This window comes from Paenibacillus sp. p3-SID867 (assembly GCF_025142895.1).
Taxonomy (GTDB): Bacteria; Bacillota; Bacilli; order Paenibacillales; family Paenibacillaceae; genus Paenibacillus_AQ.
Genome location: NZ_JAMBDM010000002.1, coordinates 622203 through 645577, shown reverse-complemented (window position 1 = coordinate 645577; position 23375 = coordinate 622203). Strand labels below are relative to the sequence as shown.

The window sequence follows — 23375 nt, the reverse complement described above, 5'->3', positions numbered from 1 at the left end:
TATTCATGAAAGGATTGTATCCCTTCTATATACAGACAAAGCACGGATTTTGTGATTAAATGTAAACTAAAGTTGATTGTCGGTTGGAAATTTTGGGGAAATAGGTTGGAAATTTAGGGTAATAAGTAATGGGAGCGTTCATAGGGGGAAACCATATGTTTAGCAAAGGGTCTTTGTCTTTCCAAAAATTCGCGTGGAGGACAAGCTTAATGTCGATGGCGACAGTTCTTATGCTGTCGGGCTGCGGCGGTGATAAACAGCAGGCGGAGCCTGCTCCGGCACCGGTGGTGGAGGCTCCGATCGAGCAGCCGGTAGAAGTGCCTCAAGAGGAAACGTCCTCTCCATATAAAGCACCGCTGACAGGAATGCCGTTAGAAGCGTCACTGACGCAGCGGCCGCTGGCCGTTATGATCAACAACGCACCGGCGGCAAGGCCGCAGTCGGGTCTGGGACAAGCGGATATGGTGTATGAAGTGCTGGCGGAGGGAGGGATCACGCGACTGATCGGTATTTTCCAAAGCCAGAGCGGCATTGAGAAGATCGGGCCGATTCGCAGCATTCGTCCTTATCTCATCAATCTTGGCGAGAGCTACGGCGGCGTTCTGGTCCATGCGGGCGGCAGCCCTGAAGCTTATAGCATCATCCAAAAGCAAGGCAAGCAGGATATGGATGAGATCGGAAATGCCGGCTCCTTCTTCTGGAGAGACAAGGAACGCAAAGCGCCGCATAATCTGTATTCCAGCGACGAGAAGCTCCGTGAAGGAGCGGCCAAGCTTAATTATGGCAACGACGTGAAGGTGCCGCAATATTCGTTCTATTCGGAGCCGACGGCTGCAAGCGGCGAAGGTGCAGAAGGAACGGCGCCTGTGGAGGTTATTTCCGGTGAACCCGGGGAGAAGGTAGAAATCAAATTTTTACTAGACAGTTATGTGGTGGCTTATCAGTATGACGGTTCGTCCAATACGTACAAACGGTGGGTCAATGGATCGCCGCATGTCGATCTTAACGATAATGTCCAGCTGGAGGCCGCGAATGTCATCGTGCTCGGGGCGGATCATAAAGTGCTGGATGATGTGGGCCGGCTTGCCGTGAATGTGGAAGCGGGCGGGAAAGCGATGCTGTTCCAGCGCGGAGAAGTCATCGAGGGCCAGTGGGTACGCGCAGCGGGCGATGCGATTCGTTTTGTGAAGGACGGCAAGGAAGTGCCGTTGGTGCCGGGAACGACGTATTTCAACATTGTGCCGAATTCGCCTTCTTTTGAAAGCCATGTGACCATTACGAATCCTTGATGCATAAGAAGTGGATGTTGGATGCTGATCGGGATAATTTGCACTCAGACGGAGATGTTAATAGGCAAGGGAAATGAAGCGATATCCATGCATCTTCTATTTTGTTAGTTCCTTACATTTTTGAGTGTTACTTTTCTATACACACCCTGCCATGGATGTGATAAGATAGTCAAGGTTGTCTATCTTATAAGGGCGTTCGCGGCAATTTATCGAAAAAAGGGGTTAAGAGTATGAAATTGAAGAAGAAGGATATATTCTTCCAAACGTTGGAGAATATGGCCGATACGGTGGTACAAGCCGCAGATTATTTTTCGCAGCACGTTTCCAATCTTCAAGATGTGCTTGAATTTGCCAATGAAATGAAAAAATACGAGTCCCAGTGTGATACCTATACGCATACCATCATCACTGAGCTCAACAAAACGTTTATCACGCCAATCGAACGCGACGATATTATGGACCTGACAACCAGCATGGACGATGTGATGGACGGATTGGAAGCAACGGCATCCCGTTTCTATATGTACAATTTGGGGAAACCTGACGAGTACATGGTACAGTTTGCCGAAATTTTGCGTCAATCAGCTTACGAAATTCAGAAGGCCATTCATTTGCTCTCTCAGAAAAAACTTCTGGCTATTCGTGAGTACACGATCCGCTTGAACGATCTGGAGAACCAAGGCGACGAGCTGCTGCGCATCTGTATCAAGGATCTGTTCGCCACCGTCTCTGACCCGATTCTGCTGATCAAGAAAAAAGAGATTTACGAACGTCTTGAAACGACCACGGACACCTGCGAAGACGTGGCAAATATGCTGGAATCCATCATTATGCGCAACTCGTAAGGGAGTCTTTGAACAATGGATACAACGATGTTAGTATTAGTAATTGTTGTTTTTTTGGCGCTTGCATTTGACTTCATCAACGGGTTTCACGATACGGCGAATGCTATCGCAACGTCGGTTTCGACCCGGGCCCTGAAGCCGCGGGTAGCCATACTGCTTGCAGCGAGCATGAACTTCGTCGGCGCGATGATGTTCACGGGCGTTGCCAAAACCATCGGCGGCAGCGTCGCGGATCCGACCAAGCTGGATAACGGGATCGAGGTAGTTATTGCAACATTGCTTGCAGCCATCATCTGGAACCTGGTTACCTGGTGGTTCGGATTGCCATCATCCTCTTCCCATGCTCTAATCGGGGCATTGGCCGGTGCGGTATTTGTCGGCGCGGGAAGCGACATGCTGAATTATGGCGGATTTAAGGATATCGTATTAGCGCTGATTCTGTCGCCTATCCTTGCGTTTGTGATCGGTTATGTGGTTATGCAGCTGCTGAAGTTCATCTTTGCCAAGCGCAGTCCGCATACGGTGAATAAAGGCTTCCGTACGATGCAGATCTTTACGGCAGCACTGCAATCCTTCACGCACGGTACCAACGATGCACAGAAGGCGATGGGGATTATCACCTTTGCTCTGGTTACCTCCGGTCAATTGACAGAGATGGAAGTTCCGCTCTGGGTTAAAATTTCGGCAGCGACAGCGATGGCACTCGGTACGTCGGTAGGCGGCTGGAAGATCATCAAAACCATGGGTACGAAAATATTCAAAATCGAGCCGATCAACGGCTTCGCAGCGGACTTCTCGGCTGCATCCGTCATCTTCTCGGCTACGCTGCTTCACTTGCCAATCAGTACGACGCATGCCATAACGTCGGCGATTCTCGGCGTAGGCTCAGCGAAACGCTTCTCCGCCGTGAAATGGTCCCTGGCAGGCCGCATCGTAGTGACCTGGTTTATTACGATTCCGATTACGGCTGTACTGGCAGGAGTCATCTTTAAAATTCTTTTCTAAAAACGTAATTACACATAGATCATGGATAGTTGTGGGGCCAATCAGGAATCGATTGGCTTTTTTTATTGAACGAAACCGAAGGTGCTGGAAGGAGAGCTTATCATGATTCGCACGTTAGCCATTACTCCAAGCTATGAAGCGGTAATCGGACTTCCACTCGAAGAGATTCGAATGGAGGACTATACCTGGATCTGGGTCGATTTCAGTGAGCCGACGCCGGAGGAGGCGCGGATGCTGGATAGCTATTTTCATTTTCACCCGCTGGCGGTGGAGGACTGCATGCACATCCTGCAGCGGCCGAAGCTGGATTATTACGAACAGATGCAGTTCTTAGTTTTACATGCCCTACAGCCGGATACGCTGGGTGTCGTCGAGGTGGATCTGTTTCTGGCACCTTCGTATATTGTTTCTTTTCACGAGAAAGCCATGCGCGAAATGGATGAAGCTTGGGACCGCGTGCTCTCGGTCGCCGGCAAGGGACCGCTGGGTCAAGATGGCCCGAGCTTCACGGCCTATACGATCATGGATAAGCTGGTGGATCAGTACTTTCCAAGCCTGTTTGCCATCGAGGATGAGCTGGCCGAGCTGGAAAGCCATGGGGAAAAGGATTCGGTCGAGGATCTTATGAATCAGGTGTTCGCGCTTCGTTCCAGACTTCTTCGCCTGCGGCGGACGGTCGTGCCGATGCGGGATCTGCTGTACCGGATTGTGAACTCTCAGCATTTACAGCATCACGCGCACCATGCTTATTTTTCCGACATTTATGACCATCTGCTGAAGCTGGCGGACATGATCGAAGCCGACCGCGAGATGACGGCGGACCTTCGGGACAGCTACATATCGGTGAATTCGAACCGGATGAACACCATCATGAAGACACTGACGGTTATCACAACCATCTTCATGCCGCTTACCCTGATTGCCGGGATTTACGGGATGAATTTCGAGAACATGCCGGAGCTGGAGTGGCATTATGGATACTTCTTCGTGCTCCTTCTCATGTTCGTGCTTGGCGGGGGCATGGTGTTGTGGTTTATGCGCAGAGGCTGGTTTAAATAGAGAGCTTCATTCTTGAGTATAGGTCAACGTGAAAATTGATGATGCGATTCGTAAGGTAGAGGATGCCAGCCGGGAGTATCTGTCGGCCCAAGTCCCTGCCATGCGGTTACCTAAAATGAGGTAAGGTTGTCCTGCATCATAAGGCGAATGCTAAATCGCTATCGTTTCTTGTTCCTCCGTAAGGGGTAAAGGCTTGCAGAGGAGGGACTGCATATGAAACTCAGGCTCAGACCACATCCCAAGAAGCGTTCATCGCATCAACCAGATGAGCCTTTGCGTTCCCGGCTGCTGCGCCGGATGCTTCGCTTGGCTTGGAAACGAAAACGAAAGCTCGCCGTGACGAACCGCTATGAGGTGGGCATGGTCATCAGCGAGATTGCGACCGGCCTGTTGTTCATCACTGGCAGCATACTCATGTTCTATCCCCATATGAAACGGATCCCGACCGTGCTGTATCTGATGGGCAGCATCATGATGCTGCTGCGTTCCGGTCTGCGCGGATCCTATTGGTTTCGGTTAAAATCACTCGAAAGCGCGGAGAATAAAGAAGCCGGTCCCGAAGGGGACTGGACGCGCTGATGAGGATATCATAGGTTGATAAAAGGATATGGCTCCAGTCTTGGGTAACCGACTGGAGCCAACTGCATGATGTATGATGGTTCGGATGATTCCGCCTATGGTGAGTTTTAGGAACGTATCTGCTAAACCCATCGTGTCGCTATATCCTTCGATGTTCAGAGGCTGCGGTGCTTCTGAGACTCACAGCAGGGTTTATAGCTTACCCATTTACATAGATCAACGGCGACGTTTTTTGCCAGAGCCGGATGTTCTGCGCGAGCCGGAGCGGCGCCGGCTTCCCGAGGAACGGCGTCTTCGCGGTTTATATTCGTAGCCGTCTTCATTCTGGTCCGTAAATGCGCTTGGAGAGGATCCGCTGCCGCCTCCGCCTTTCTTCTTGCCGAGTGCGCCTGCAAGCAGAGAGACGATGGGCGCAAGCTGCTGGAAGCCCTGCATAACCTTTTGTACCTTGCCAATGTTGTTGACGATGCCGTCGATGCCCCCCATCCGATCGATGAGGCCCTTGATGTCACTCATATTGTTGACCCCGAGCCCGCCGAGGAGCTTGCCTAATCCGCCTCCACCGCCGCTGCCGCCTCCTCCGCCAAGGAGACCTGCCAGACCGCCTCCGCCGGAGTTCGTGGATGGAGCCAGAGCCGAAGCTGATGCTTCCATGTCCGTTACGCCGTCGGTATATGGATATAACGCGGTTTCACCCACTTCCGGATAATCGGTGTATGGAGTAATGCCAGGGTATGGCGATGGCGTCTGCGGCAGTGATTCATATTCATTGAGAGAGCGCTGGTTATTCGTGGGTCGGCGGTGATAATAGTGAGAATGACGCGTCATGATATCACTTTCCTTTTTGAGTTAAGATACTATACTGTATGATACGGGCGGGCGATGGGTTTAGGCGGATGACCCGATTTTCGGGATAGGAGCGGAATCGGGCGGTAGCCCAGGAAGATTTTGGCGAGTGCTGGAGCGGTGAAATGTGAGCGTATATAAGGGATGCTGCCTCCGGGTAATGGTTGTCCTGTAGTGCGTGAAATCGTTAATGCTTGAAAATACTAGTTCCGCTCGGGTACAATGGGAGTGCGAGTGTTATACACAGTAACAATAGGGGATGATCATCCAGTGCAATTAAAGAAGCTAAATGATAAAAGCATCGATCAATTATTCGAAGCGATATTAACCCTGGGCAGTGTGGAAGAGTGCTATGTATTCTTCGATGATCTCTGCACCGTTAACGAAATTCAGTCCTTGTCGCAGCGGCTGGAAGTGGCGCGCATGCTGGGCAAGGGATGCACATACAACCAGATTGAAGCAGAAACGGGAGCCAGCACCGCAACGATTTCGCGCGTGAAGCGTTGCCTGAACTACGGCAATGACGGTTATAAAATGACGCTGGAGCGTTTAGGACGTTAAACTTATGACGAAGCCGGGTGTGCTGGTTATTAGTCATGGTTCGCGTGAACAGAAATGGGTGTCGCTTGTGGACGAAGCCGTCCACAGATTGGCATCCCGTATGGATATACCGGTCGTATCTTCGTACCTGGAACTGGTAGAGGGCCGTCTGATTCAGGACGGCATCACGGCCTTGGAAGACCAGGGTGTCACCGACATTGTGGTCATTCCTCTATTTGTCTCGTCCGGCAGCACACATGTCGACGAAATAGCTTATGCTATAGGAGCGAAGGCCGTTCCGGACATGGAGACGGACCTGGCGCCGTTTCGGGTCCGGTCCCGGGTTCATTTTGGCACGCCGATGGACGACGCTCCCGAGATTGCGGCCATGGTATGGGATAAGGTAAAAGAGCTGTCCGTGAACCCCGCTAAGGAGGTTATTCTTCTCGTCGGACACGGCAGCCGGCATGATCTGTTTCGCAGCCGCTGGGAAAAGGGTATTAACTCTTTGGCGCAGCGAGTTAGCGAGATAAGCGGAACAAGCGCGGATTATGCTTTACTCAGTCCCGGCGATGTTCGGGACAAGGTGACAGCATGGATGGAGCGCGGCTGCGATGTGATCGTAGCTCCGCTTTTTTTGAGTGAGGGGTATTTTACGGAGAAGGTGATACCTGATCGGCTCGAGGGGCTGGATTGCCGATATTCCGGCAGAACCTTGCTTCCGCACCCGCTGCTGCCGCAGTGGATGGAGTCGCAGGCCAAACTTCTTCTTCTATCCTTGAAATCATAAGTAGGTGGCGTATCGTTAATGAGAAATGCAAGGTTAATCTATAACCCAACCTCCGGCCGGGAGGAAATGAAGCGTCGGCTTGCTGATATATTGCACCGTCTGGACAGTGCTGGCATCGAAACCTCCTGTCATGCAACAACCGGAGAGGGGGATGCGACCCGCGAAGCGGCAGATGCCGTGGAACGCGGATACGATCTTGTGATCGCAGCCGGCGGAGACGGTACGCTTAATGAGGTCATCAACGGGATGGCCGGCAGGGATAATCTCCCTCCGCTGGGTATTTTCCCGCTGGGGACCACGAACGATTTTGCGCGGGCGCTCGGCATCTCGAAGAACTGGGAGGAGTACTGCGACCTGGTCATTCGGGGCGAGACGCGTCCGATTGACGTGGGCAAAGCGAATGATCGCTACTTCATTAATATCGCGGGCGGCGGTACGCTGACCGAGCTCACGTATGAGGTGCCAAGCAAGCTGAAGACGATGATCGGGCAGCTGGCGTATTATTTGAAGGGGATCGAGAAAATGGTCAGCCTCGCGCCGCAGGAGCTCATCATCAACGCTAGCGGTCATCCGGCGATCCATGACGAATTCATGGTGTTCCTCATTGCGAACAGCAACTCGGTCGGCGGCTTCGACAAAATCGCGCCGGGCGCGAGCATCGACGACGGCTTGTTCGACGTCATTGCGCTGCGCAAGTGCAATCTGGCGGAGTTCGTGCGCGTGGCTACACTTGCTCTGCGCGGCGAGCACATCAACGACAAGCGGGTCGTGCATTTCCGCACCGACTATATGGAGGTCGTCTCTCCGGGACCGGTTCAGCTGAACCTGGACGGCGAGTTCGGCGGCGTCCTGCCGGGCACGTTCCGTGTTCTGCCGCAGCATTTGCGGATTTTTGGCTGAGATGGGTTAGGTAGAGATGCGGACATCGGGGTGCGTAAGGCGTGATGGTTGCTACTGATGGCTCAGCGTGGACTGATCACATTAGCGATGGATAGGTGATTGGGGCGATGGGCCATTGAACGAGATGGAACAGGCCGAGGATCGCCGCTTAGGCTCCAGGCTCTTGTAAGTAAATGATTGGATTTGCAGGCTGAATGGATTGAATAACATACGAGGCTCCCGAATAATGATGGACGTGAGCTTGTGCGCTAAGCTCCCTTGGGGGAGCTTTTTGTTGTTTAAGCGAATGAAGGTTAACGGAAGATCATCCGCTTTTATTATGGATGGTGTTCCGATTGGGAATATAGAGTAGTAAGGGACAAGTTGAACGGAAAGAAGTGAACAGCACATCATGAAGAAGAACCGCAAGGGAAGCGACACGCGCCGCAGCGGCAAGCCAGCGGCTTCGGCGGCCCTCCTGGACCTGCCGGTGGCGAAGAACGACGAGGTCGTGATCGATATTATAGGAATGAACCATGACGGGGAAGGGGTTGGCCGTGCCGACGGCTACACCTTGTTCGTTCAGGGCGCCCTGCCGGGTGAGAAGGCCCGGGTGAAAGTGCTCAAGACTAAGAAGCAGTATGGCTACGCCAAGCTAATGGAGCTGGTTGAACAGAGCCCAAACCGCATCGCGGCCCCGTGCCCGATCTACGACCAATGCGGCGGCTGCCAGCTGCAGCATATGAATTATGCCGGGCAGCTGGAGTGGAAGCGCCAGCTGGTGGTGGACAACCTGGAGCGGATCGGGAAGCTGCGGGTGGTGCGTGAGGCGGAAGGTGCTGGAGAAACACGTGTGGACGACGAGCGGAGTGGCACAGATGGTGGAGGGGACATTAAGATTTCTGAAACCAATGGGGCGAATCCTGTTGTGTCCGGCGTTGATTCAGATCAAGAGGGGATCCTCGTGCGGCCGACACTCGGTATGAGCGAGCCTTGGCGCTACCGCAACAAGTCCCAGGTGCCGATCGGCGTAACGGAAGGCGGCCTGGTCGGCGGCTTCTACGCCCGGGGCAGCCACCGGATCGTGGACATGGAGACATGCCTCATCCAGCATGAGCAGAACGACGAGGTCGTCAGCCGCGTCAAAGCCATCGGTAGGAAATTAGGCATCACCGCCTACAATGAAGAGACAGGTCAGGGCCTGCTTCGCCATGTCGTGGTGAAGATCGGTTTTGCTACCCGGGAGATGATGATTGTGCTCGTCACGAATGGCGAGCGAATTCCACGCGTGAGCGAGTGGATCTCTGCCATTCGTGAGGAGCTCCCTGCCGTGGTAAGCATTTGTCAGAACGTGAACACACGCAAAACGAACGTTATTTTCGGGGATGTGACTCGTGTCCTGTGGGGGCGTGAGGTCATCCATGACTATATAGGCGATGTGAAGTTCGCCATTTCCGCGCGTTCCTTCTATCAGGTGAACCCGGCTCAGACGGAAGTGCTGTACGGCAAGACGGTAGAGTATGCGGGATTAACCGGGGAGGAGACCGTGATCGACGCCTATTGCGGCATCGGAACGATATCCTTGTTCTTGGCCCAACATGCCAAGAAGGTGTATGGAGTCGAGATCGTGAAGGAAGCGATCGAGGATGCGCGTGCAAATGCGGAGCTAAACGGTATGAAGCATGTGGAATTTGAGGTCGGCGCATCTGAGGATGTAATTCCACGCTGGAAAGAGCAGGGTGTTGAAGCAGATGTCATAGTGGTCGATCCACCGCGTAAGGGCTGCGATCCGCGTCTCTTGGAGACGATCCTTGAGATGAAGCCGGAGCGGGTGGTGTACGTTAGTTGTAATCCGTCCACGCTGGCAAGGGATTTGCGGGTGTTGGAGGATGGCGGTTATCGAACGGTAGAGGTAACGCCGGTGGATATGTTTCCGCATACGGTGCATGTGGAGAGTGTCGCGGTGTTGGTGAGGGATGAGACAAAGGGCTGAGATTGCAGTAATGGAGCGGTTTGGAGAGTAGTACAGATGAGGTTACAATGTGAAACAGAGGCGGTAAAATAGTAGAGTTGACTGATTGTTGACGATATAAATAAATTAATAGGGAGATCCCTGATTCTTGAATCGAGTTCAATTATTAGGACAGGATTCGACTCCCCTCGCCGCCATACTGAAAACCCGCTCTGTGAGCGGGTTTTCGCCTTTTATATGGCCTTTGATGTAGACATCTCGCAGACAAGGCAACGAGGGTCTTCATAAATCAATAATATTTTGTAGACATCTTGTCTACAGGACTCAAAGAATTCTATTGACCGCCAGTTCATTTTTGACTTTAGATTATGATATGATTGTATACATATATGCCTAAACGAAAGGGAGGGAGTGTAGGCTGAATGATCTTTCTTTTTAGGCTTCTCCTTACCTTTAATGCTACTTCATTGATTATCGTAGTCTATTTAGTGAAAGAGCACTATCTAATTGGAGAATTTATTCCATCGTTCTCTTTCGCTTATTCTGAAATAATTTCTTATATTGTCTATGCAGGAATACCTCTGTTTCTGACGTCTCTAAGCTTAAAATTGTCGAAGTATTTAGACAGCGATAGTATAGAGTCCGATGGGCATTCTCCTATTAATGAGATTGAGCAAGCCAATAATGCTTTTTTACCGAGTTATCTAGGATATTTCTTTGTTGCTTTAAGTGTCTCTGATTTCACTACGTTGGGCTTTATATATTTTGTTCTATTTGTATTTACATTCTTGTCGCAAGCACTGTATTTCAATCCTCTTTATTTAGTTTTCGGCTATCAGTTTTATAATATAACTACTGATACAAACGTGAAAATATTTATCATCAGTAAGCGGGTAATAAAGAATCCTTCTAATTTAGAGTTTCTCAAATTAAAACGCATTAATAATTTTACATTTATCGACCAGGAGGTGTGAGCTATGAATTACTTAATTGCGAAAATTAAAGGAGCAAGAGGCCAATACTTTAAGGTTTTATCAGATGCAGATGCGTATACACACTACCTGAGAATTTAGAGAATCGTGTATCGTACGATCCTGCTTATAAACTTGAAGAAGATGAATGGTTCATAATTGATAACTTCTCAGACACTGAGTTTTTTATAGAATTTCTGAGGAATAGTTTTCACTCCACAGACTACAGCCAAATTCCAACGTCTGACTATAGTAAAATTGAATACCTGTGTGCATATCAAGACAACCAGTATTTCTTTCAGAAGATTTCTGATAGCCTTTTGATCCAAAAAAAGTATGTCTCTTTTTCCCAGACTCCTGTTTTTGTCCAGAACGAACCTATAATTATCGTTAATAAAGTTCCTGATGCGATATATGACAAAAACTCAGATATACTTTTTTTCAGGAAATTAAGTACTATATCAAGCATTTTTCGTGGAATTGCTTCCTTGTACAAGGAAGCGACGCAGTCAGAGACCGAACAGTTCCTACAGAATAATTTTATTCAACTTGAAGATGGTTATGAAGCAAACAAGGTGAAGACTGCAAACAGAAAGCGTATCGCTTTAGCAATGGATACCCTGTCTACTTATTCTGATGAAGATCGTCAGAGTATATTTTCATATATCAAGGGATACTGTGAAGATTTGCAGTATGATGAAAGCAACTCTCATTTCAAGCTAAAATCAGAAGATGATCTAAAAAAACTGCTCTATGGTATAGAGCAGCGGTACTACACAACAGTGCTCGGTGGAGAAAAGAGACTTGCAAACTCGGTACTAGTGCTAAGCTAGACTAGGCTGACATTGACTTCTTAATGCTGAAAGGCTTATTTTACGGAGGGCTTCCCCATTCCACGCTACTCCTTCCGCTTTGAGACGGAGGAATATTTCTTGTAACACCTGATTAAATAATTCTGAAGCCCAGTTAGGGACTTTTCTTAGACTTGAAAGTCGACCAAAACGAATAGTGGTAAAGCGTAACCAAACCTTTGACACAATCGCCGCTTCTTGACTCACTTTCCGTGAAGAAATTCAGAGCTTACGGACGGCAAGAGATGTTCTTATCGACCAATTTAGAGCATCACAATAAATCGGGCTTGTATCGTGAGTTTATGAACCAAAACTGCACATTGAAAACAATCCCCTCCTACGGTAAAATCACCAACTTTACCTTGGGAGGGGATTTCCTTTGATATTGAAAATTGTCCGGAATGGATAAAGTCAGCATTGGATGAACGCTTCAATAATTTAGCGAGAACTGCAGCTAAAAGGAGGAGCTCGAAGCGTTTCTCGGACAGCAGTCGCAAATTGAGCAAACACTAAGACAGGAACTTACTGCTAAGCAATTTCAAATCATAATGGAGTGGGAAGAGATTTTGAATTATCGTAATGGAATTGAGAAGGAATGGATGAATCTTGCGGGTTTGAAAGATGGTGTTCATTGCACTCGAGAATTGAAAATTGACAACTTTGATTAAAATTTTGAGAAACACTCACAAGGCCGTTAGTGGGTCCACTCTTGCAGCACCTCATCCTGGCTAAAGACTCGGAGATGAATGTGGAACCGTTGATATTTATACAATCCTTATCCTTTTTATCACAGGAGAACTCCCTCATAAGCAAAATGAAGCCCACACATCTAATGAACCTGATTAAGAAAGCGGATGAGTTCCTTCTACAGATATCTAGCCAACTTGAGTTACCCTATGAAACATACCACTCTGTTTTCGAGAAATAAAGCTGCCGTTATCATCATTGATCATTCTTGGATATATGGTTGTCGTGTAAATTAAAAATATGAGGGGGGATTTCGATGGATGTCAGAGAGTTCATGAAATGTTTTCAAGAAAGGTATTCTGATGTAGATAGATATGAGCTTGCAGAACATCGAGATATTAGAGATTTTGAAGATAGATTAGAGGTGAAACTACCACTATCGTTTTGTACTTTTCTAAGTGAATTCTCTAATGGGATTTTTTTACTTGATTGTGAACCTATCGGCGGGATTAGTGAGAACTCGCCTTGTGGGGCAATATGTAAAAGTCATGTGATTCTTCCGGATCTCCCAGATAAAATACACATTCGAGAGACAGATGAGCTCATTGATTCCAATCGTCTTATTTCCTTTACTATGTTTGATGCTGTTGAGAACTCTAATGACCACTGGGTGTTCCTATGTGAGGAAGGAATCCCTAATAACGAGTACAGATTAGGGTTTATCAGTCAAAATTCAAAGGTCATTGTAAAAACTTTACCTTGTTTTGAAGAATGGTTAACCGTATTGTGGAATCATGACGACTACGATGAACATGCTGTGCCGGTATTCTATACGTTTTATCCAACGTTTGATGAAAGATTCGAAATCTTAAGTAATTAAGTACATGTCATTTTTACTTATGAATTAACAGAAGTACCATAAAATCGAGGGTTTAGCATGAAGAGCTCAGGCTGATGATTTTTACATTAGCCTGGGCTCTTTTCTGAGTTCTCTAATTCACTGATGTCAGATCAGTCAACGTGGATTTAGTGATAACTTTATCAAACTGCAATTCGACGCGATTCTTGACCCCCAGCCAACCAATGCCTTAGTTGACAAGTTTCTGCCACAGTCGATTCATTAAGAAGTAATGAATCCATTACATAATCGCTTAAATCATCAAACTTTGGCGAAAAATACTAAAACGATATTGAAAATTTAAAAATATGAAGTACACTATATATAGCAACGTATCCTAATTATTCCCAAAGGATCCTTATATAAGGAGGTGATAAGTGTGATAGAAATTAATAATCAAAAGCCAATTGGGAAAAAACTTTACGGAACAGTTAATATTGTTCAAAATGATCAACTTTTTGGAACAGGAGTACTAACTGGACAACAAGAAATGAGAAATGATAGCTGGTCTATTATTTTGTGTTGTTGTTGCAGTTGTGGGTCAGGCGGCTCTTCTCAAATTGACAAAGATGCTGTTGGCTCAAATCTTTAACAAGGTATTTCAATAGAATTGGAAGAAAGGTGATGAATATGGTAGAAATTAATAATCAAAAGCCAATTGGAAAAAAACTTTATGAACCAGCTAATAATGTTCAAAAGGATCAACTTTTTGGAACAGGAGTACTAACTGGACAACAAGAAATGAGAAATGATAACTGGTCAATTATTTTGTGTTGCTGTTGTAGTTGTGGCTCTGGCGGCTCTTCACAAATTGAAAAAGATGCTGTTGGCGCAAATCTTTAACAAGATAGTTCAGGGGAATTTTACAAGAGAGGTGATAAATATGATAGAAATTAATAATCAAAAGCCAATTGGAAAAAAACTTTATGAACCAGTTAATAATGTTCAAAATGATCAACTTTTTGGAACAGGGGTACTAACTGGACAACAAGAAATGAGAAATGACTGGAAAATCGTATTGTGTTGCTGTTGTAGCTGTGGTTCTGGTGGTTCTTCTCAAATTGAGACCTAAACTTTGTTGTTAGATATAGAAGAGAGAAGGTTTTTTCTCTCTTCTATGTTTACGAGTCGAAGAGTACATAAAGATTAAAGTTATTCACTTGAGCTTCAAATAATTTAATGCACAAAAAGAGGGATTATTATGTTAGAAACCAAAAACAAAGAGGGATTTCAAGTAGGTAACTTTATATACCATATTTTGCCTAATGAAAATATGGTTTTACAAAATAAACACGGTATTGTTAATATTCAAAACGCTAAGATGATAGACGTGATAAAGAAATTGGACAAAATGACAAATAATAAAATCGATAAAGAATATTTGGAAGTTTCTTTTGGGGAATATACTGAAGAAGCAATTAATTTTTTATTGCAGTATGGAATTATCCAAAATTTTCATAAAAAAAATTATAATATTAATTGTTCAAAATTCTTCACAAATCACAAAGAATTCCGATCTTTTATAAATTCGATAAATACAAGTTCATTAGATATATCTTTGTTAGATAAACCACATATTAAATCCAATGATTTCGTAATGGTTTTTCTTAATCCATACGACAAAAAACTGGCTGAGGAGATAGTTAAAGAAATAAAAGGAAATAAAAACTCAATTTTGTTAATGAGTTATATTTATAACAACAAATTTTATGTAGATTCACCTTATTGTTCAGATTGGAAAAGTCCGTGCCATTTTTGTCATATGGGTCATATAGAATCACAATTAAGAATTAGTGACACAAATGAGCTAACATATCAACAGTTAGTTGATATTTTATACCATGAGGATAATAAATTTAAAGTTGAGTATCCACTTGAAATAATTGAAATCATAAATATCACGAAAATCCTATTTGATTTATATGATAAATTCATTTTAAGAAAAAGCGGTTTTGTAATACAAAGTCATGAATCTTTACATGAAATAAACGAGTGTATCTCTTTTGATTTAAGGACAAAAATTAAAACAAAAGACATAGGTATTCACTGGGAGATGTGTGATTGTTATGAATAATATCAAAAAAAATACATCTAAATATTGGGATTATCAATTAGATAATCTTTTGGATCAGGAATTGTTTAATCAAACTATAAAATTTCACCAAAGCGGCGTTTACAAAAGAAAAAATTGCGATGTTTTCCCTTATTCAAGAGAACTATTAACTTGGTTGAATAACAACGAATTTTCAGATAATATTCCCAATCACTTCTCATCGGAGCTTAAGTTAGAAGTAGAAGCTAAAAAATTCCAAAACAGTCACAGAGATTTTTCAGGAGATCGGATGTCAAAAAAAGATTTCGATTCAATTATTTATAATTCATTTGGGAGAGATTTTGACTCGGGTTCAAAAAGATATCCTTCAGCTGGAGCATTATATCCAATTGTTCCTTTGATATATATATTAGAAAATAATGCAATAGAGGGGTTATCGAATTTAAGAGGTTGTTACGTTTTCGATACCTATGCACTAAGCTTAAAAAAAATAAAAGAATGGAGCTCTGAGGAGTTTAATGATTTTTTATCTGTATTAAATACTTCAAATAAACAAATTTATTCTAATTTTGCAATAGGGTATGCTATTGATCTGAAAAAAGCCATCATTAAGTACAAACAAAGAGGCTATAGACATGCACTAATTGAAATTGGGTTAATGGCTCAAGCTTTAAGAGAGGTTTTAGTATCAGAAAAAAAAGGACTAGGTGAATTCTGTTGGTCTGGATTTGATGATAATGCATTAACTTACTTATCAGGTTTAAATCCTAGATTAATACCGATCTCATTAATTCAATGGTTTGGGTATAAAATGAAAGGGAAATGAAGATGATTCATATAACACGCAGTCTATCCCATTTTAACATACCATATAAAGCTTTTTTAAATGATAATTATTATAAAACTTTTTCTTATATTGGGAATTTTAAAATAGGTGAATTTAAAGGACCGAGTGGTTGCAATTCGATTAGTAATAACAAAATATTATCTCTTAAGAAGAGTTTTTCAGAATCTCTAGAAAGAAGAGCTTTAATGTTAGGAGGATGTATAAATTCAAACGGAAAAGTTAACACATTTGATTTATTATCGCAAAACATTAATGAATTACCAATTGAATATAGTAAATATAAAGCTAGTAATCCTATGTGCAGTGACACAACTGGTACAGCAGCACATACTAATAGTGAACAAGCTATTAAGAATGCGCTGTTGGAATTAATAGGGAAAAACGCATTGTTTTTATTTTGGTATGGAAAACAAGGGAGTATTTTAGATAGAAATATTACTGGTTACGAATATGAAATACAAAAATTGCACAGAGAAGGTAAGGGTTTAAAACTTTTTGTGAATACATATTTTTTGCCTGCGATAGCTGTCTTTGCTTTTATATTTGATGAGCATTGTATCTACGCATCAGGAGTGGGAACCAGTTTAATTTTGGAAGATAGTATTACAGCAGCCATTGAAGAAGCATTTTTATTAAAATGGCAAAACGAAGTAAAGGATATTAGAAATTATAAAAAAGTATCAACTATTGATTATAAGTATCATGGGGATTGTTTGAAATATTTAGAAGAATCATTTAAAGATACTTACATAGAGGAACCTATTAAGAATAAAAATGGAGGAGTTGATGAATTACTGCTTAGTTTCCCTCCCTGGGTTGAAGAGTTACATGCTATTTTCTTAAGAAATAGTATAAAGAGCAATTTGAAAATCGTGAAGATTTTTTCGAAAAATCTAAATAACCATATTCCGCTTAAACAAAGAATAAATGTTGATCAAACTATTAATAAGAAAACTATAAAATTAACAGAAAGTGATTTGTATAATATTCCAGATTGCATAATTATCTAAAGGGAGTTCAGATAATATGAAATTAAAAAATTATGTTAAAGGAGAGCCCTTTATAGGAGACAGGTTCTATATTAATCGCTCTTTATTTTTGTCACAGTCTAAACAAGCCTATATATCTTCACCTTTAAACTCTTCATCTAATGGCCATAATTCGCATTTTGAGATTAATAGAGTAATTAAATCTGCTATAGGAGAATGGATTGAAAGAAACACTTTAGTTTCCAAAAATAAAAAAGAACTCCTTTTATCTTTTAATATGTTAAGTGGTGAACAAGAATTTATTAGCTCTGACAAAATATATCTTATTGATTCAGGGCAATTTAATGATTCATGCGGAATTGCTTCCCACTTAGATTCTAACTTGGCAATTACTTCAGCGTTTATGGAATTCTTCGAAAGGCAATCTCTTGTATTTTCATGGATAACTAAAAAGCCAGCGAAGCTTATTGATATAAAATATATAAAAAGTGAAAAAATTAATAATCTGTATAAGAAAATATTCGATTTTGTTGACAAATTATATATATTAGATATTTCACTACATTCAGAAATACATACAATTTTTATAATTGGATATGGAGAAGTACATAAAGCATTAGGATTAAGCGCAAATTTTGATTTGGAAAGAGCAATTGAAAATGCTTTGGAAGAAACTTTCCAAACTTTTGCTGACAGTTGGACAAAAAAATATATCAATGAGGTTTCAAGTAATATCTATCAGAACAATGAATTATACATGGATTATTATAGAAATATTACAATTGAACAATTTGTTGATGAATACCATTTTTTGTGGGAAAATGGAAGCGAAATAGATGAGAAAGTTTATAATAAAAATAGATCCGAGGTTGATTTCTCAAAATCTATAGAGGCGATTTCATACGATCTTAATATAATTCCTTATTGTATCTATATACCTTGTTTTACTGACAATTTCAAAACGAAAATTGTTAAAGTATTTTCACCCAATGGTTATCCTCATATGTATCCAAAGATTTTTTCAGAAAAAGAGACAAAAATTGATTTTAATAAAAATATCGAAAACTTTCCTAATGCATATAGAATGATTCCTTTTCCTTAAAATATTGATAAGAGGGGTGTAATGAATGGAAAAGATAGTTTTCGAAAATGGTATCCGATTAGTAACGGATCATATAGAAAGTCATAACACTTTTTCTATGGGCATATTTCTACCGTACGGTTCGAAATATGAAACAAAGGAAGATAGCGGTATATCTCATTTTATTGAACATCTTCTTTTTCAAGAAAATTATTATTTTAATAAACGTGAGATTAACGAATTGGTGGAAAACGTAGGAGGCCGCATTAACGCTTTTACTACTAAGGAGTATATGTGCATTTATGTTGAATGTTTAAAAGAGTATTCAAGCTATGTTGCCGATTTAATATATAAATTAATTGCTTTTCCAGTGTTTAAACAAGAGGATATTGACCAAGAGAAAAAGGTGATTATAAATGAAATCTACTTGCATATGGATAATTATTATGAAGTTTGTCAACAAAATTTATTAACCGAAATTTGGAGAAATCATACGCTGTCTCGCCCTATTCTAGGAGATATAACAACAATTTCAAAAATGAAGAGTGATTATATATCAAATTTTTATTTTCAAAATCTAGATCCGAGACAAATAGTCCTTTCTATATCAGGGAACTATGAGGGCGAAGTATTAACTATATTAGAAGAAAAATTTTCGGATTTGAGTAAAAAGGAAAATTATCGCTTAGAAAGTGCTCTTCCAGATTATAAATCTAGTAACGTGATAGCACAAAGAGATACTGCGCAGAACTTTATCATGATGGGTTTTCCCATGTTTTCTTATATGGATTCTAATCTTCTTGCTTTTATGATTTTCAATCAGTTATTCGGGATGGGTGCGTCTTCCATTTTGTTTAAAGAACTAAGGGACAATCATGGCTTAGTTTATATGGTACATTCCTATCCACTTATATATAAAGAGGGGGGGCTATTTATAATCAGTGCATCTTTACCAAAAGTGAACGATACAGACTATCTTATTCAGGAAACTTTCAAAAAAATAAATCACTATAGAGACAATGGTATGAATAAAGATGAATTCAATACAAGTAAATTAAAGTTATTAGGACAGATGGCGTTAGAATTTGAAAATACTAGGAATAGGATGTTAGAATTGGGTAAATATGAGTTTTTAGGTTTATATAGCCACTTAGAGGCTGATGAGGGGGTCAAGGGGATATTTAAGCTAGTTAAAAAACAACAAATTTCTAATACTAATGAAGCAATATTTAAAACTTTTTCATACCCTGCCTCTATATCAATTATAAATAGCGTAACAAAGTCCGCAATCAGTTAATGTCAATGAACTATGAACTATATGTTTAAAAGTTCTATTTTTTATAGAGGGAGAGAATAGTGTGAGGAGAGTTTTCGGATTCTTTATATTAAATTTAAAAATGTTACTGTTCGAAAAAGTGGCGTTTGTATGGTCGGTGATTTTTCCTCTTTTTATAGCATTAGTTCTACAGAGGAATATATTGGATTCCACTAGCAATAATCTAGATATCATTAAATATATTTTTTGGTTTTGGGCCTTTATTATCATCAGCACATTTTTAAATGGAATTGGACTACAATCAGCAAGACTTAAAGAAAGTGGATTATTAAAGACATATACTTTAATAGCAGGCAGCAAATATCCAATCATTTTCGGAATAGTCCTGACACAAGTTGCTTTTGCTATTTTAAGTTTAGTGCTTTTCACAACAATTCTAACGCTTATTTACAGTATATTTTCATTCAAATTATTGATGCTAATGGTTATCATAGTCATTATTTCAATACCATTAGCCTTTGCTACCTTTATCATAGCACTTTTACCTGTTCAGGTTTCCAGCATATCCACAATATTAAATATTCTCATATATCCAGTTTTTTTAGTTGCTATTAATGTCGATATAAAAAATGCGGTTTTTTTGGAGATGTTTAATCCTTTTAAATTCATCTATGAGATCTCACTAAACATGGGTTCCTTGTTTGGAATGTTCCATCATGAATTTCTATATGTTCAGTTTTTTGTTCCGTTATTATTTTTTGGTTTTGTAGGGTACATTGCCATGAGAAAAATAAATTTACTATCTATGCTACAAAGATAGAGCTACAATAATATTTTTATATCTGAAACTAAGCTTTCCATACTTTTAGTATTAATTAAAGTGAGGATTATTCCTATGAATATTAAAAATCTTAAATATAAATATCCAAGAGGAAAAGATTTTGTTTTAAAGGATGTTACCTTCTCATTACATCCAAACAAGTTGAATGCAATTGTTGGAGTAAATGGTTCAGGCAAAACAACGATGTTTGACTGTATAACAAATGTTCTGAAACCGGAATCAGGAGAGATAAATATACCTCATGTAGAAGATATATTATATGTGACTCAAAGTCTCTTCTTTTCACCTGTTATTAAAGGAAAAGACTTTGCAAATTTTGTTAAGCGAATAGATAATAAAAAAATTGTAAAAGAAACGGGTTACTACACAGAAAAAATGTCGCAACGTGAAAAAGATTTGTTTGAACATTTGTGGGAATTAAGAATTGGGAAAATGTCTATCGGGGAAAGAAGATGGTTTTTTACCCATCTATTAATTATGATTGACCGTTCAATATATATCTTCGATGAGCCAACAAGTGGAGTAGACCCCGCATCTAGAAAGAAAATTTATGAATTAATTGGAAACCTCATACAAGAGGGAAAGACTTGTATTATATCTACACATCAACTTCAAGATTTAATTTACCTAGATTGCCACCTAATCATACTTAATAAAGGAAAGATTACTTATGAGGGGGATTTTAAAGAATGGTTACATATAAACAACTCAAATAATCCAGATGAGGCATTTGAAAATATGTTAATTTCCAATATGTAAGGTTATTGAAGCATGGTGTGCATTCGTCGGAGTCTGTAAAATAGTTTGTGTAAACTCCCAAATCTATTAAAATGGAAAGTGATGGAAAGGTTGGGAGAACACATGGGACTATGGACAAAAAAGCAACTATGGACGTTCATTAAGGAGAACAAGCTGGTAACGGCTCAGGATGCGCAGAATGCCCTGAAAGAACTGTTTGTTGAAACTCTTCAAGAGGTGCTGGAAGCAGAGCTCGATACGCATTTAGGCTACGAAAAGCATTAGGTCAAAGCCAAGATGACGCCAAACAGCCGAAATGGCAAGAGCAAGAAGACGGTGGTCAGCGAATACGGAGAGCAAGAAATTGCGGTTCCAAGGGATCGGATGGGTGAGTTCGAGCCGGTTGATGTGCAGAAGCACCAGAAGAATGTAACCGGCATCGAAGATCAGATCATCGCCCTGTACGCCAAAGGACCAGCACACGAGAGATTCAAGACCATCTGCAAAACCTGTACGGGATCGAAGTCTCGCCTACGCTCATTTCCAATGTTACCAACAAAATCGTGCCTCTAATTAAGGAATGGCAGAATCGGCCGCTTCAAGGCGTGTACGCCGTCGTTTACATGGATGCGATTCACTTCAAAGTGAAGCAGGACGGTGCCATTGTAAACAAAGCGGCCTACATGGTTATCGGCATCGACCTGGACGGAAACAAGGATGTGCTCGGCATGTGGATCGGGGAGAATGAATCCAGTAAGTTCTGGCTAAGCGTCCTAAATGACCTGCGAAATCGTGGTGTCCAGACATTCTCATCATCTGTGAGGACAATCTCAGTGGTTTCTCCGAATCGATTGCTGCCTGCTATCAAAGACCGAGATCCAAAAGTGTATCATCCACCAAATCCGTAATTCCACTCGGTACGTGTCTCGTACAAGGATCTCAAGAAAGTCACTGCCGACCTGAAGCCGATTTACAAGGCGGCAACTGAGGAAGGGACGTTGCTTGAACTGGACCGCTTCGAGGAAGTCTGGGGCGTCAAGTATCCGCTCATCGTCCGCTCTTGGCGCAACAACTGGTAGGAGCTCTCGACCTTCTTCAAGTACCCACCTGAGATCCGCAGGCTCATCTACACAACAAATATGATTGAGAGTTACCACCGACAGCTTCGCAAGGTGACCAAGGGAAAGAGTATTTTTCCGACTGATGAAGCTCTGCTGAAAATGCTCTATCTGGCCACGATGGATGTGACCCGCAAATGGACAGGCCGCGTCCAAAACTGGGGACAGATGCTGCTTCAGCTTTCGGTCTTCTTTCCGGATCGGATCAGCAACTACTTACGTTAGAAACGCCAAATCCCCCTCGGGGGGATTGCTTGGAAATGAGTTTACACAGAAATCTTGACAGACCCAGATCGATCGACACGGGAATAGAGGCTCAACTCATCTTGAGTGAGCTTTTTTCTTTGGGAATATTTCGTATGAACCCTTCATAAACAGAGAGAATGGATAAGATTTCGAGTTATTTTTCGGTTTAGTTTGTTATAATGCATTATTAAGTGGATAAATTCCCTGTATTTTGAAAATAAAATCTGGGAGGTTATATATGGAGGCTTTTTATTCTTTTATTATTGTTGTGGTACTAATCGGTCAGTTTATTCTTGGCAAAGTGTTAGTTGTTGGGGAAGAAGATATGAATGATACACCAATGCATAAGCATTATATTATCATTTCACTGATCTTACTTACACCAGTTCTACTAGCAATTTGGCTTTTAGATCGAAGCCAACCACAACCCTTGCTAGCACTTCTGTTGGCAATACCCTTTTTTTATCGTGGCTACATGGAGTGGAAGTATGTTAAAGAAACAAAACGACATAAAGTATCATTTATATTGGCATTCATACTACTCTTTTTTACGGTTCTTTTGCTAGTACTTAGACTGTTAATGTGAAAAAAACGGGCTGTCCAACAACAGCCCGTTTTTTGGGTTGATTTTTAGCTAATCCATGTCCCATCATGTAATTGAAGTCGATGAGGCGAAGGTGCAGTTTGAACATACCGAAGACTTTGGCGACCAACAGATGTAGTATACGTGTATTCGATGAATGAGCACTCAAACTCAATTGCTCTATATCGCGAACTGTTGGATGCAAACCATGCATGAGAGGTTTCCGGACAGGCTTTTTGAATTGTTGCCACCCAGAAGGCCGATTTTAAGGTATCTATCAAAGGTATACGGTGTTACGGCGATAGCCCTGATAACCTCGTACGTAAACCGAGAGATTGCAAGAGCAGCCAATCCAACTAACTTTGTTTTCTCCCTTGCGTTCTTACATATAT

The 23375-nt window shown here is 42.1% G+C and carries 25 protein-coding genes and 1 pseudogene; 25 read left to right on the top strand and 1 reads right to left on the bottom strand.

All coding sequences use genetic code 11. From position 1 onward, the window contains the following. Window positions 1-209 precede the first annotated feature (209 nt). From M4D81_RS06120 to M4D81_RS06100, 5 genes are all read left to right on the top strand, one after another. Complete coding sequence (locus M4D81_RS06120; RefSeq protein WP_260065068.1) at window positions 210-1289, top strand: DUF3048 domain-containing protein; 1080 nt, start codon at window positions 210-212, stop codon at window positions 1287-1289. A 230-nt stretch (window positions 1290-1519) separates the two neighbouring features. Then, the gene (locus M4D81_RS06115) at window positions 1520-2134 is read left to right on the top strand and encodes a DUF47 domain-containing protein (RefSeq protein WP_053489885.1); all 615 of its coding nucleotides are present in this window, start codon (window positions 1520-1522) and stop codon (window positions 2132-2134) included. A 15-nt stretch (window positions 2135-2149) separates the two neighbouring features. Next, a complete protein-coding gene (locus tag M4D81_RS06110) occupies window positions 2150-3139 on the top strand; it encodes an inorganic phosphate transporter (protein WP_071221507.1) in 990 nt (329 codons plus the stop codon). Between the two features lie 102 nt (window positions 3140-3241). After that, window positions 3242-4198, top strand: coding sequence for a magnesium/cobalt transporter CorA (corA, locus tag M4D81_RS06105; protein ID WP_194541014.1), 957 nt, complete (start codon window positions 3242-3244; stop codon window positions 4196-4198). A 213-nt stretch (window positions 4199-4411) separates the two neighbouring features. After that, entirely contained in the window at window positions 4412-4777 is a 366-nt protein-coding gene (locus M4D81_RS06100) for a YrhK family protein (protein WP_071221505.1), read from the top strand. Window positions 4778-4993: 216 nt separating this feature from the next. On the opposite strand, the gene M4D81_RS06095 is transcribed toward M4D81_RS06100, so the two are convergent. Next, on the bottom strand, window positions 4994-5605 hold the full coding sequence (locus M4D81_RS06095) for a hypothetical protein (protein WP_071221504.1): 612 nt from the start codon (window positions 5603-5605) through the stop codon (window positions 4994-4996). 288 nt (window positions 5606-5893) lie between these two features. Between M4D81_RS06095 and M4D81_RS06090 the strand changes: the two genes are divergently transcribed. From M4D81_RS06090 to M4D81_RS05990, 20 genes and pseudogenes are all read left to right on the top strand, one after another. After that, window positions 5894-6184, top strand: coding sequence for a YerC/YecD family TrpR-related protein (locus tag M4D81_RS06090; protein ID WP_053489879.1), 291 nt, complete (start codon window positions 5894-5896; stop codon window positions 6182-6184). Window positions 6185-6188: 4 nt separating this feature from the next. Continuing rightward, complete coding sequence (locus M4D81_RS06085; RefSeq protein WP_260065065.1) at window positions 6189-6953, top strand: sirohydrochlorin chelatase; 765 nt, start codon at window positions 6189-6191, stop codon at window positions 6951-6953. 18 nt (window positions 6954-6971) lie between these two features. Then, window positions 6972-7853 (top strand): diacylglycerol kinase, encoded by an 882-nt coding sequence (locus tag M4D81_RS06080; RefSeq protein ID WP_009592325.1) that lies wholly within the window; start codon window positions 6972-6974, stop codon window positions 7851-7853. A 391-nt stretch (window positions 7854-8244) separates the two neighbouring features. Then, window positions 8245-9825 carry a 23S rRNA (uracil(1939)-C(5))-methyltransferase RlmD gene (gene rlmD / locus M4D81_RS06075; RefSeq protein WP_260065063.1) on the top strand — a complete coding sequence of 527 codons (1581 nt, stop codon included), beginning with the start codon at window positions 8245-8247 and terminating at the stop codon, window positions 9823-9825. Window positions 9826-10226: 401 nt separating this feature from the next. Then, a complete protein-coding gene (locus M4D81_RS06070) occupies window positions 10227-10778 on the top strand; it encodes a hypothetical protein (RefSeq protein ID WP_260065062.1) in 552 nt (183 codons plus the stop codon). Window positions 10779-11263: 485 nt separating this feature from the next. After that, window positions 11264-11608 (top strand): hypothetical protein, encoded by a 345-nt coding sequence (locus M4D81_RS06065; protein WP_260065061.1) that lies wholly within the window; start codon window positions 11264-11266, stop codon window positions 11606-11608. A 1021-nt stretch (window positions 11609-12629) separates the two neighbouring features. Then, window positions 12630-13193, top strand: a complete 564-nt coding sequence (locus M4D81_RS06060) for a hypothetical protein (protein WP_260065060.1) — start codon at window positions 12630-12632, stop codon at window positions 13191-13193. 397 nt (window positions 13194-13590) lie between these two features. Further along, a complete protein-coding gene (locus tag M4D81_RS06055) occupies window positions 13591-13803 on the top strand; it encodes a hypothetical protein (RefSeq protein ID WP_260065059.1) in 213 nt (70 codons plus the stop codon). A 32-nt stretch (window positions 13804-13835) separates the two neighbouring features. Then, on the top strand, window positions 13836-14054 hold the full coding sequence (locus tag M4D81_RS06050; protein ID WP_260065057.1) for a hypothetical protein: 219 nt from the start codon (window positions 13836-13838) through the stop codon (window positions 14052-14054). Between the two features lie 40 nt (window positions 14055-14094). Then, window positions 14095-14283 (top strand): hypothetical protein, encoded by a 189-nt coding sequence (locus tag M4D81_RS06045; RefSeq protein WP_260065056.1) that lies wholly within the window; start codon window positions 14095-14097, stop codon window positions 14281-14283. A gap of 129 nt (window positions 14284-14412) precedes the next feature. After that, entirely contained in the window at window positions 14413-15285 is an 873-nt protein-coding gene (locus M4D81_RS06040; RefSeq protein ID WP_260065054.1) for an McbB family protein, read from the top strand. Beyond that, window positions 15278-16090 carry a nitroreductase family protein gene (locus tag M4D81_RS06035; RefSeq protein ID WP_260065053.1) on the top strand — a complete coding sequence of 271 codons (813 nt, stop codon included), beginning with the start codon at window positions 15278-15280 and terminating at the stop codon, window positions 16088-16090. Before M4D81_RS06040 ends, M4D81_RS06035 begins: the two co-directional genes overlap by 8 nt. A gap of 2 nt (window positions 16091-16092) precedes the next feature. After that, on the top strand, window positions 16093-17121 hold the full coding sequence (locus M4D81_RS06030; protein WP_260065052.1) for a YcaO-like family protein: 1029 nt from the start codon (window positions 16093-16095) through the stop codon (window positions 17119-17121). A gap of 16 nt (window positions 17122-17137) precedes the next feature. After that, window positions 17138-18202, top strand: a complete 1065-nt coding sequence (locus M4D81_RS06025) for a YcaO-like family protein (RefSeq protein ID WP_260065050.1) — start codon at window positions 17138-17140, stop codon at window positions 18200-18202. 25 nt (window positions 18203-18227) lie between these two features. Next, window positions 18228-19478 (top strand): M16 family metallopeptidase, encoded by a 1251-nt coding sequence (locus M4D81_RS06020; protein ID WP_260065048.1) that lies wholly within the window; start codon window positions 18228-18230, stop codon window positions 19476-19478. Window positions 19479-19539: 61 nt separating this feature from the next. Continuing rightward, window positions 19540-20277, top strand: a complete 738-nt coding sequence (locus M4D81_RS06015) for a hypothetical protein (RefSeq protein ID WP_260065046.1) — start codon at window positions 19540-19542, stop codon at window positions 20275-20277. Window positions 20278-20352: 75 nt separating this feature from the next. Continuing rightward, complete coding sequence (locus tag M4D81_RS06010; RefSeq protein WP_260065045.1) at window positions 20353-21057, top strand: AAA family ATPase; 705 nt, start codon at window positions 20353-20355, stop codon at window positions 21055-21057. Between the two features lie 102 nt (window positions 21058-21159). Next, window positions 21160-21321 (top strand): hypothetical protein, encoded by a 162-nt coding sequence (locus tag M4D81_RS06005; protein ID WP_260065043.1) that lies wholly within the window; start codon window positions 21160-21162, stop codon window positions 21319-21321. Between the two features lie 12 nt (window positions 21322-21333). Further along, window positions 21334-22379, top strand: a pseudogene (locus M4D81_RS05995) (IS256 family transposase). Between the two features lie 259 nt (window positions 22380-22638). After that, a complete protein-coding gene (locus M4D81_RS05990) occupies window positions 22639-22986 on the top strand; it encodes a DUF4181 domain-containing protein (RefSeq protein ID WP_260065040.1) in 348 nt (115 codons plus the stop codon). Window positions 22987-23375: the final 389 nt, after the last annotated feature.

Bases quoted from the DNA above. Each gene is read 5' to 3' on its own strand.
- M4D81_RS06120 (WP_260065068.1), top strand. From the start codon at position 210: ATGTCGATGGCGACAGTTCTTATGCTGTCGGGCTGCGGCGGTGATAAA.
- M4D81_RS06025 (WP_260065050.1), top strand. From the start codon at position 17,138: ATGAAATTAAAAAATTATGTTAAAGGAGAGCCCTTTATAGGAGACAGG.
- M4D81_RS06080 (WP_009592325.1), top strand. From the start codon at position 6,972: ATGAGAAATGCAAGGTTAATCTATAACCCAACCTCCGGCCGGGAGGAA.
- M4D81_RS06085 (WP_260065065.1), top strand. From the start codon at position 6,189: ATGACGAAGCCGGGTGTGCTGGTTATTAGTCATGGTTCGCGTGAACAG.
- M4D81_RS06060 (WP_260065060.1), top strand. From the start codon at position 12,630: ATGGATGTCAGAGAGTTCATGAAATGTTTTCAAGAAAGGTATTCTGAT.
- M4D81_RS06050 (WP_260065057.1), top strand. From the start codon at position 13,836: ATGAATATGGTAGAAATTAATAATCAAAAGCCAATTGGAAAAAAACTT.
- M4D81_RS06040 (WP_260065054.1), top strand. From the start codon at position 14,413: ATGTTAGAAACCAAAAACAAAGAGGGATTTCAAGTAGGTAACTTTATA.
- M4D81_RS06020 (WP_260065048.1), top strand. From the start codon at position 18,228: ATGGAAAAGATAGTTTTCGAAAATGGTATCCGATTAGTAACGGATCAT.
- M4D81_RS06115 (WP_053489885.1), top strand. From the start codon at position 1,520: ATGAAATTGAAGAAGAAGGATATATTCTTCCAAACGTTGGAGAATATG.
- corA (WP_194541014.1), top strand. From the start codon at position 3,242: ATGATTCGCACGTTAGCCATTACTCCAAGCTATGAAGCGGTAATCGGA.
- M4D81_RS06095 (WP_071221504.1), bottom strand. From the start codon at position 5,605: ATGACGCGTCATTCTCACTATTATCACCGCCGACCCACGAATAACCAG.
- rlmD (WP_260065063.1), top strand. From the start codon at position 8,245: ATGAAGAAGAACCGCAAGGGAAGCGACACGCGCCGCAGCGGCAAGCCA.
- M4D81_RS06070 (WP_260065062.1), top strand. From the start codon at position 10,227: ATGATCTTTCTTTTTAGGCTTCTCCTTACCTTTAATGCTACTTCATTG.
- M4D81_RS06110 (WP_071221507.1), top strand. From the start codon at position 2,150: ATGGATACAACGATGTTAGTATTAGTAATTGTTGTTTTTTTGGCGCTT.
- M4D81_RS06035 (WP_260065053.1), top strand. From the start codon at position 15,278: ATGAATAATATCAAAAAAAATACATCTAAATATTGGGATTATCAATTA.
- M4D81_RS06100 (WP_071221505.1), top strand. From the start codon at position 4,412: ATGAAACTCAGGCTCAGACCACATCCCAAGAAGCGTTCATCGCATCAA.
- M4D81_RS06010 (WP_260065045.1), top strand. From the start codon at position 20,353: ATGAATATTAAAAATCTTAAATATAAATATCCAAGAGGAAAAGATTTT.
- M4D81_RS06005 (WP_260065043.1), top strand. From the start codon at position 21,160: ATGGGACTATGGACAAAAAAGCAACTATGGACGTTCATTAAGGAGAAC.
- M4D81_RS06045 (WP_260065056.1), top strand. From the start codon at position 14,095: ATGATAGAAATTAATAATCAAAAGCCAATTGGAAAAAAACTTTATGAA.
- M4D81_RS06030 (WP_260065052.1), top strand. From the start codon at position 16,093: ATGATTCATATAACACGCAGTCTATCCCATTTTAACATACCATATAAA.
- M4D81_RS05990 (WP_260065040.1), top strand. From the start codon at position 22,639: ATGGAGGCTTTTTATTCTTTTATTATTGTTGTGGTACTAATCGGTCAG.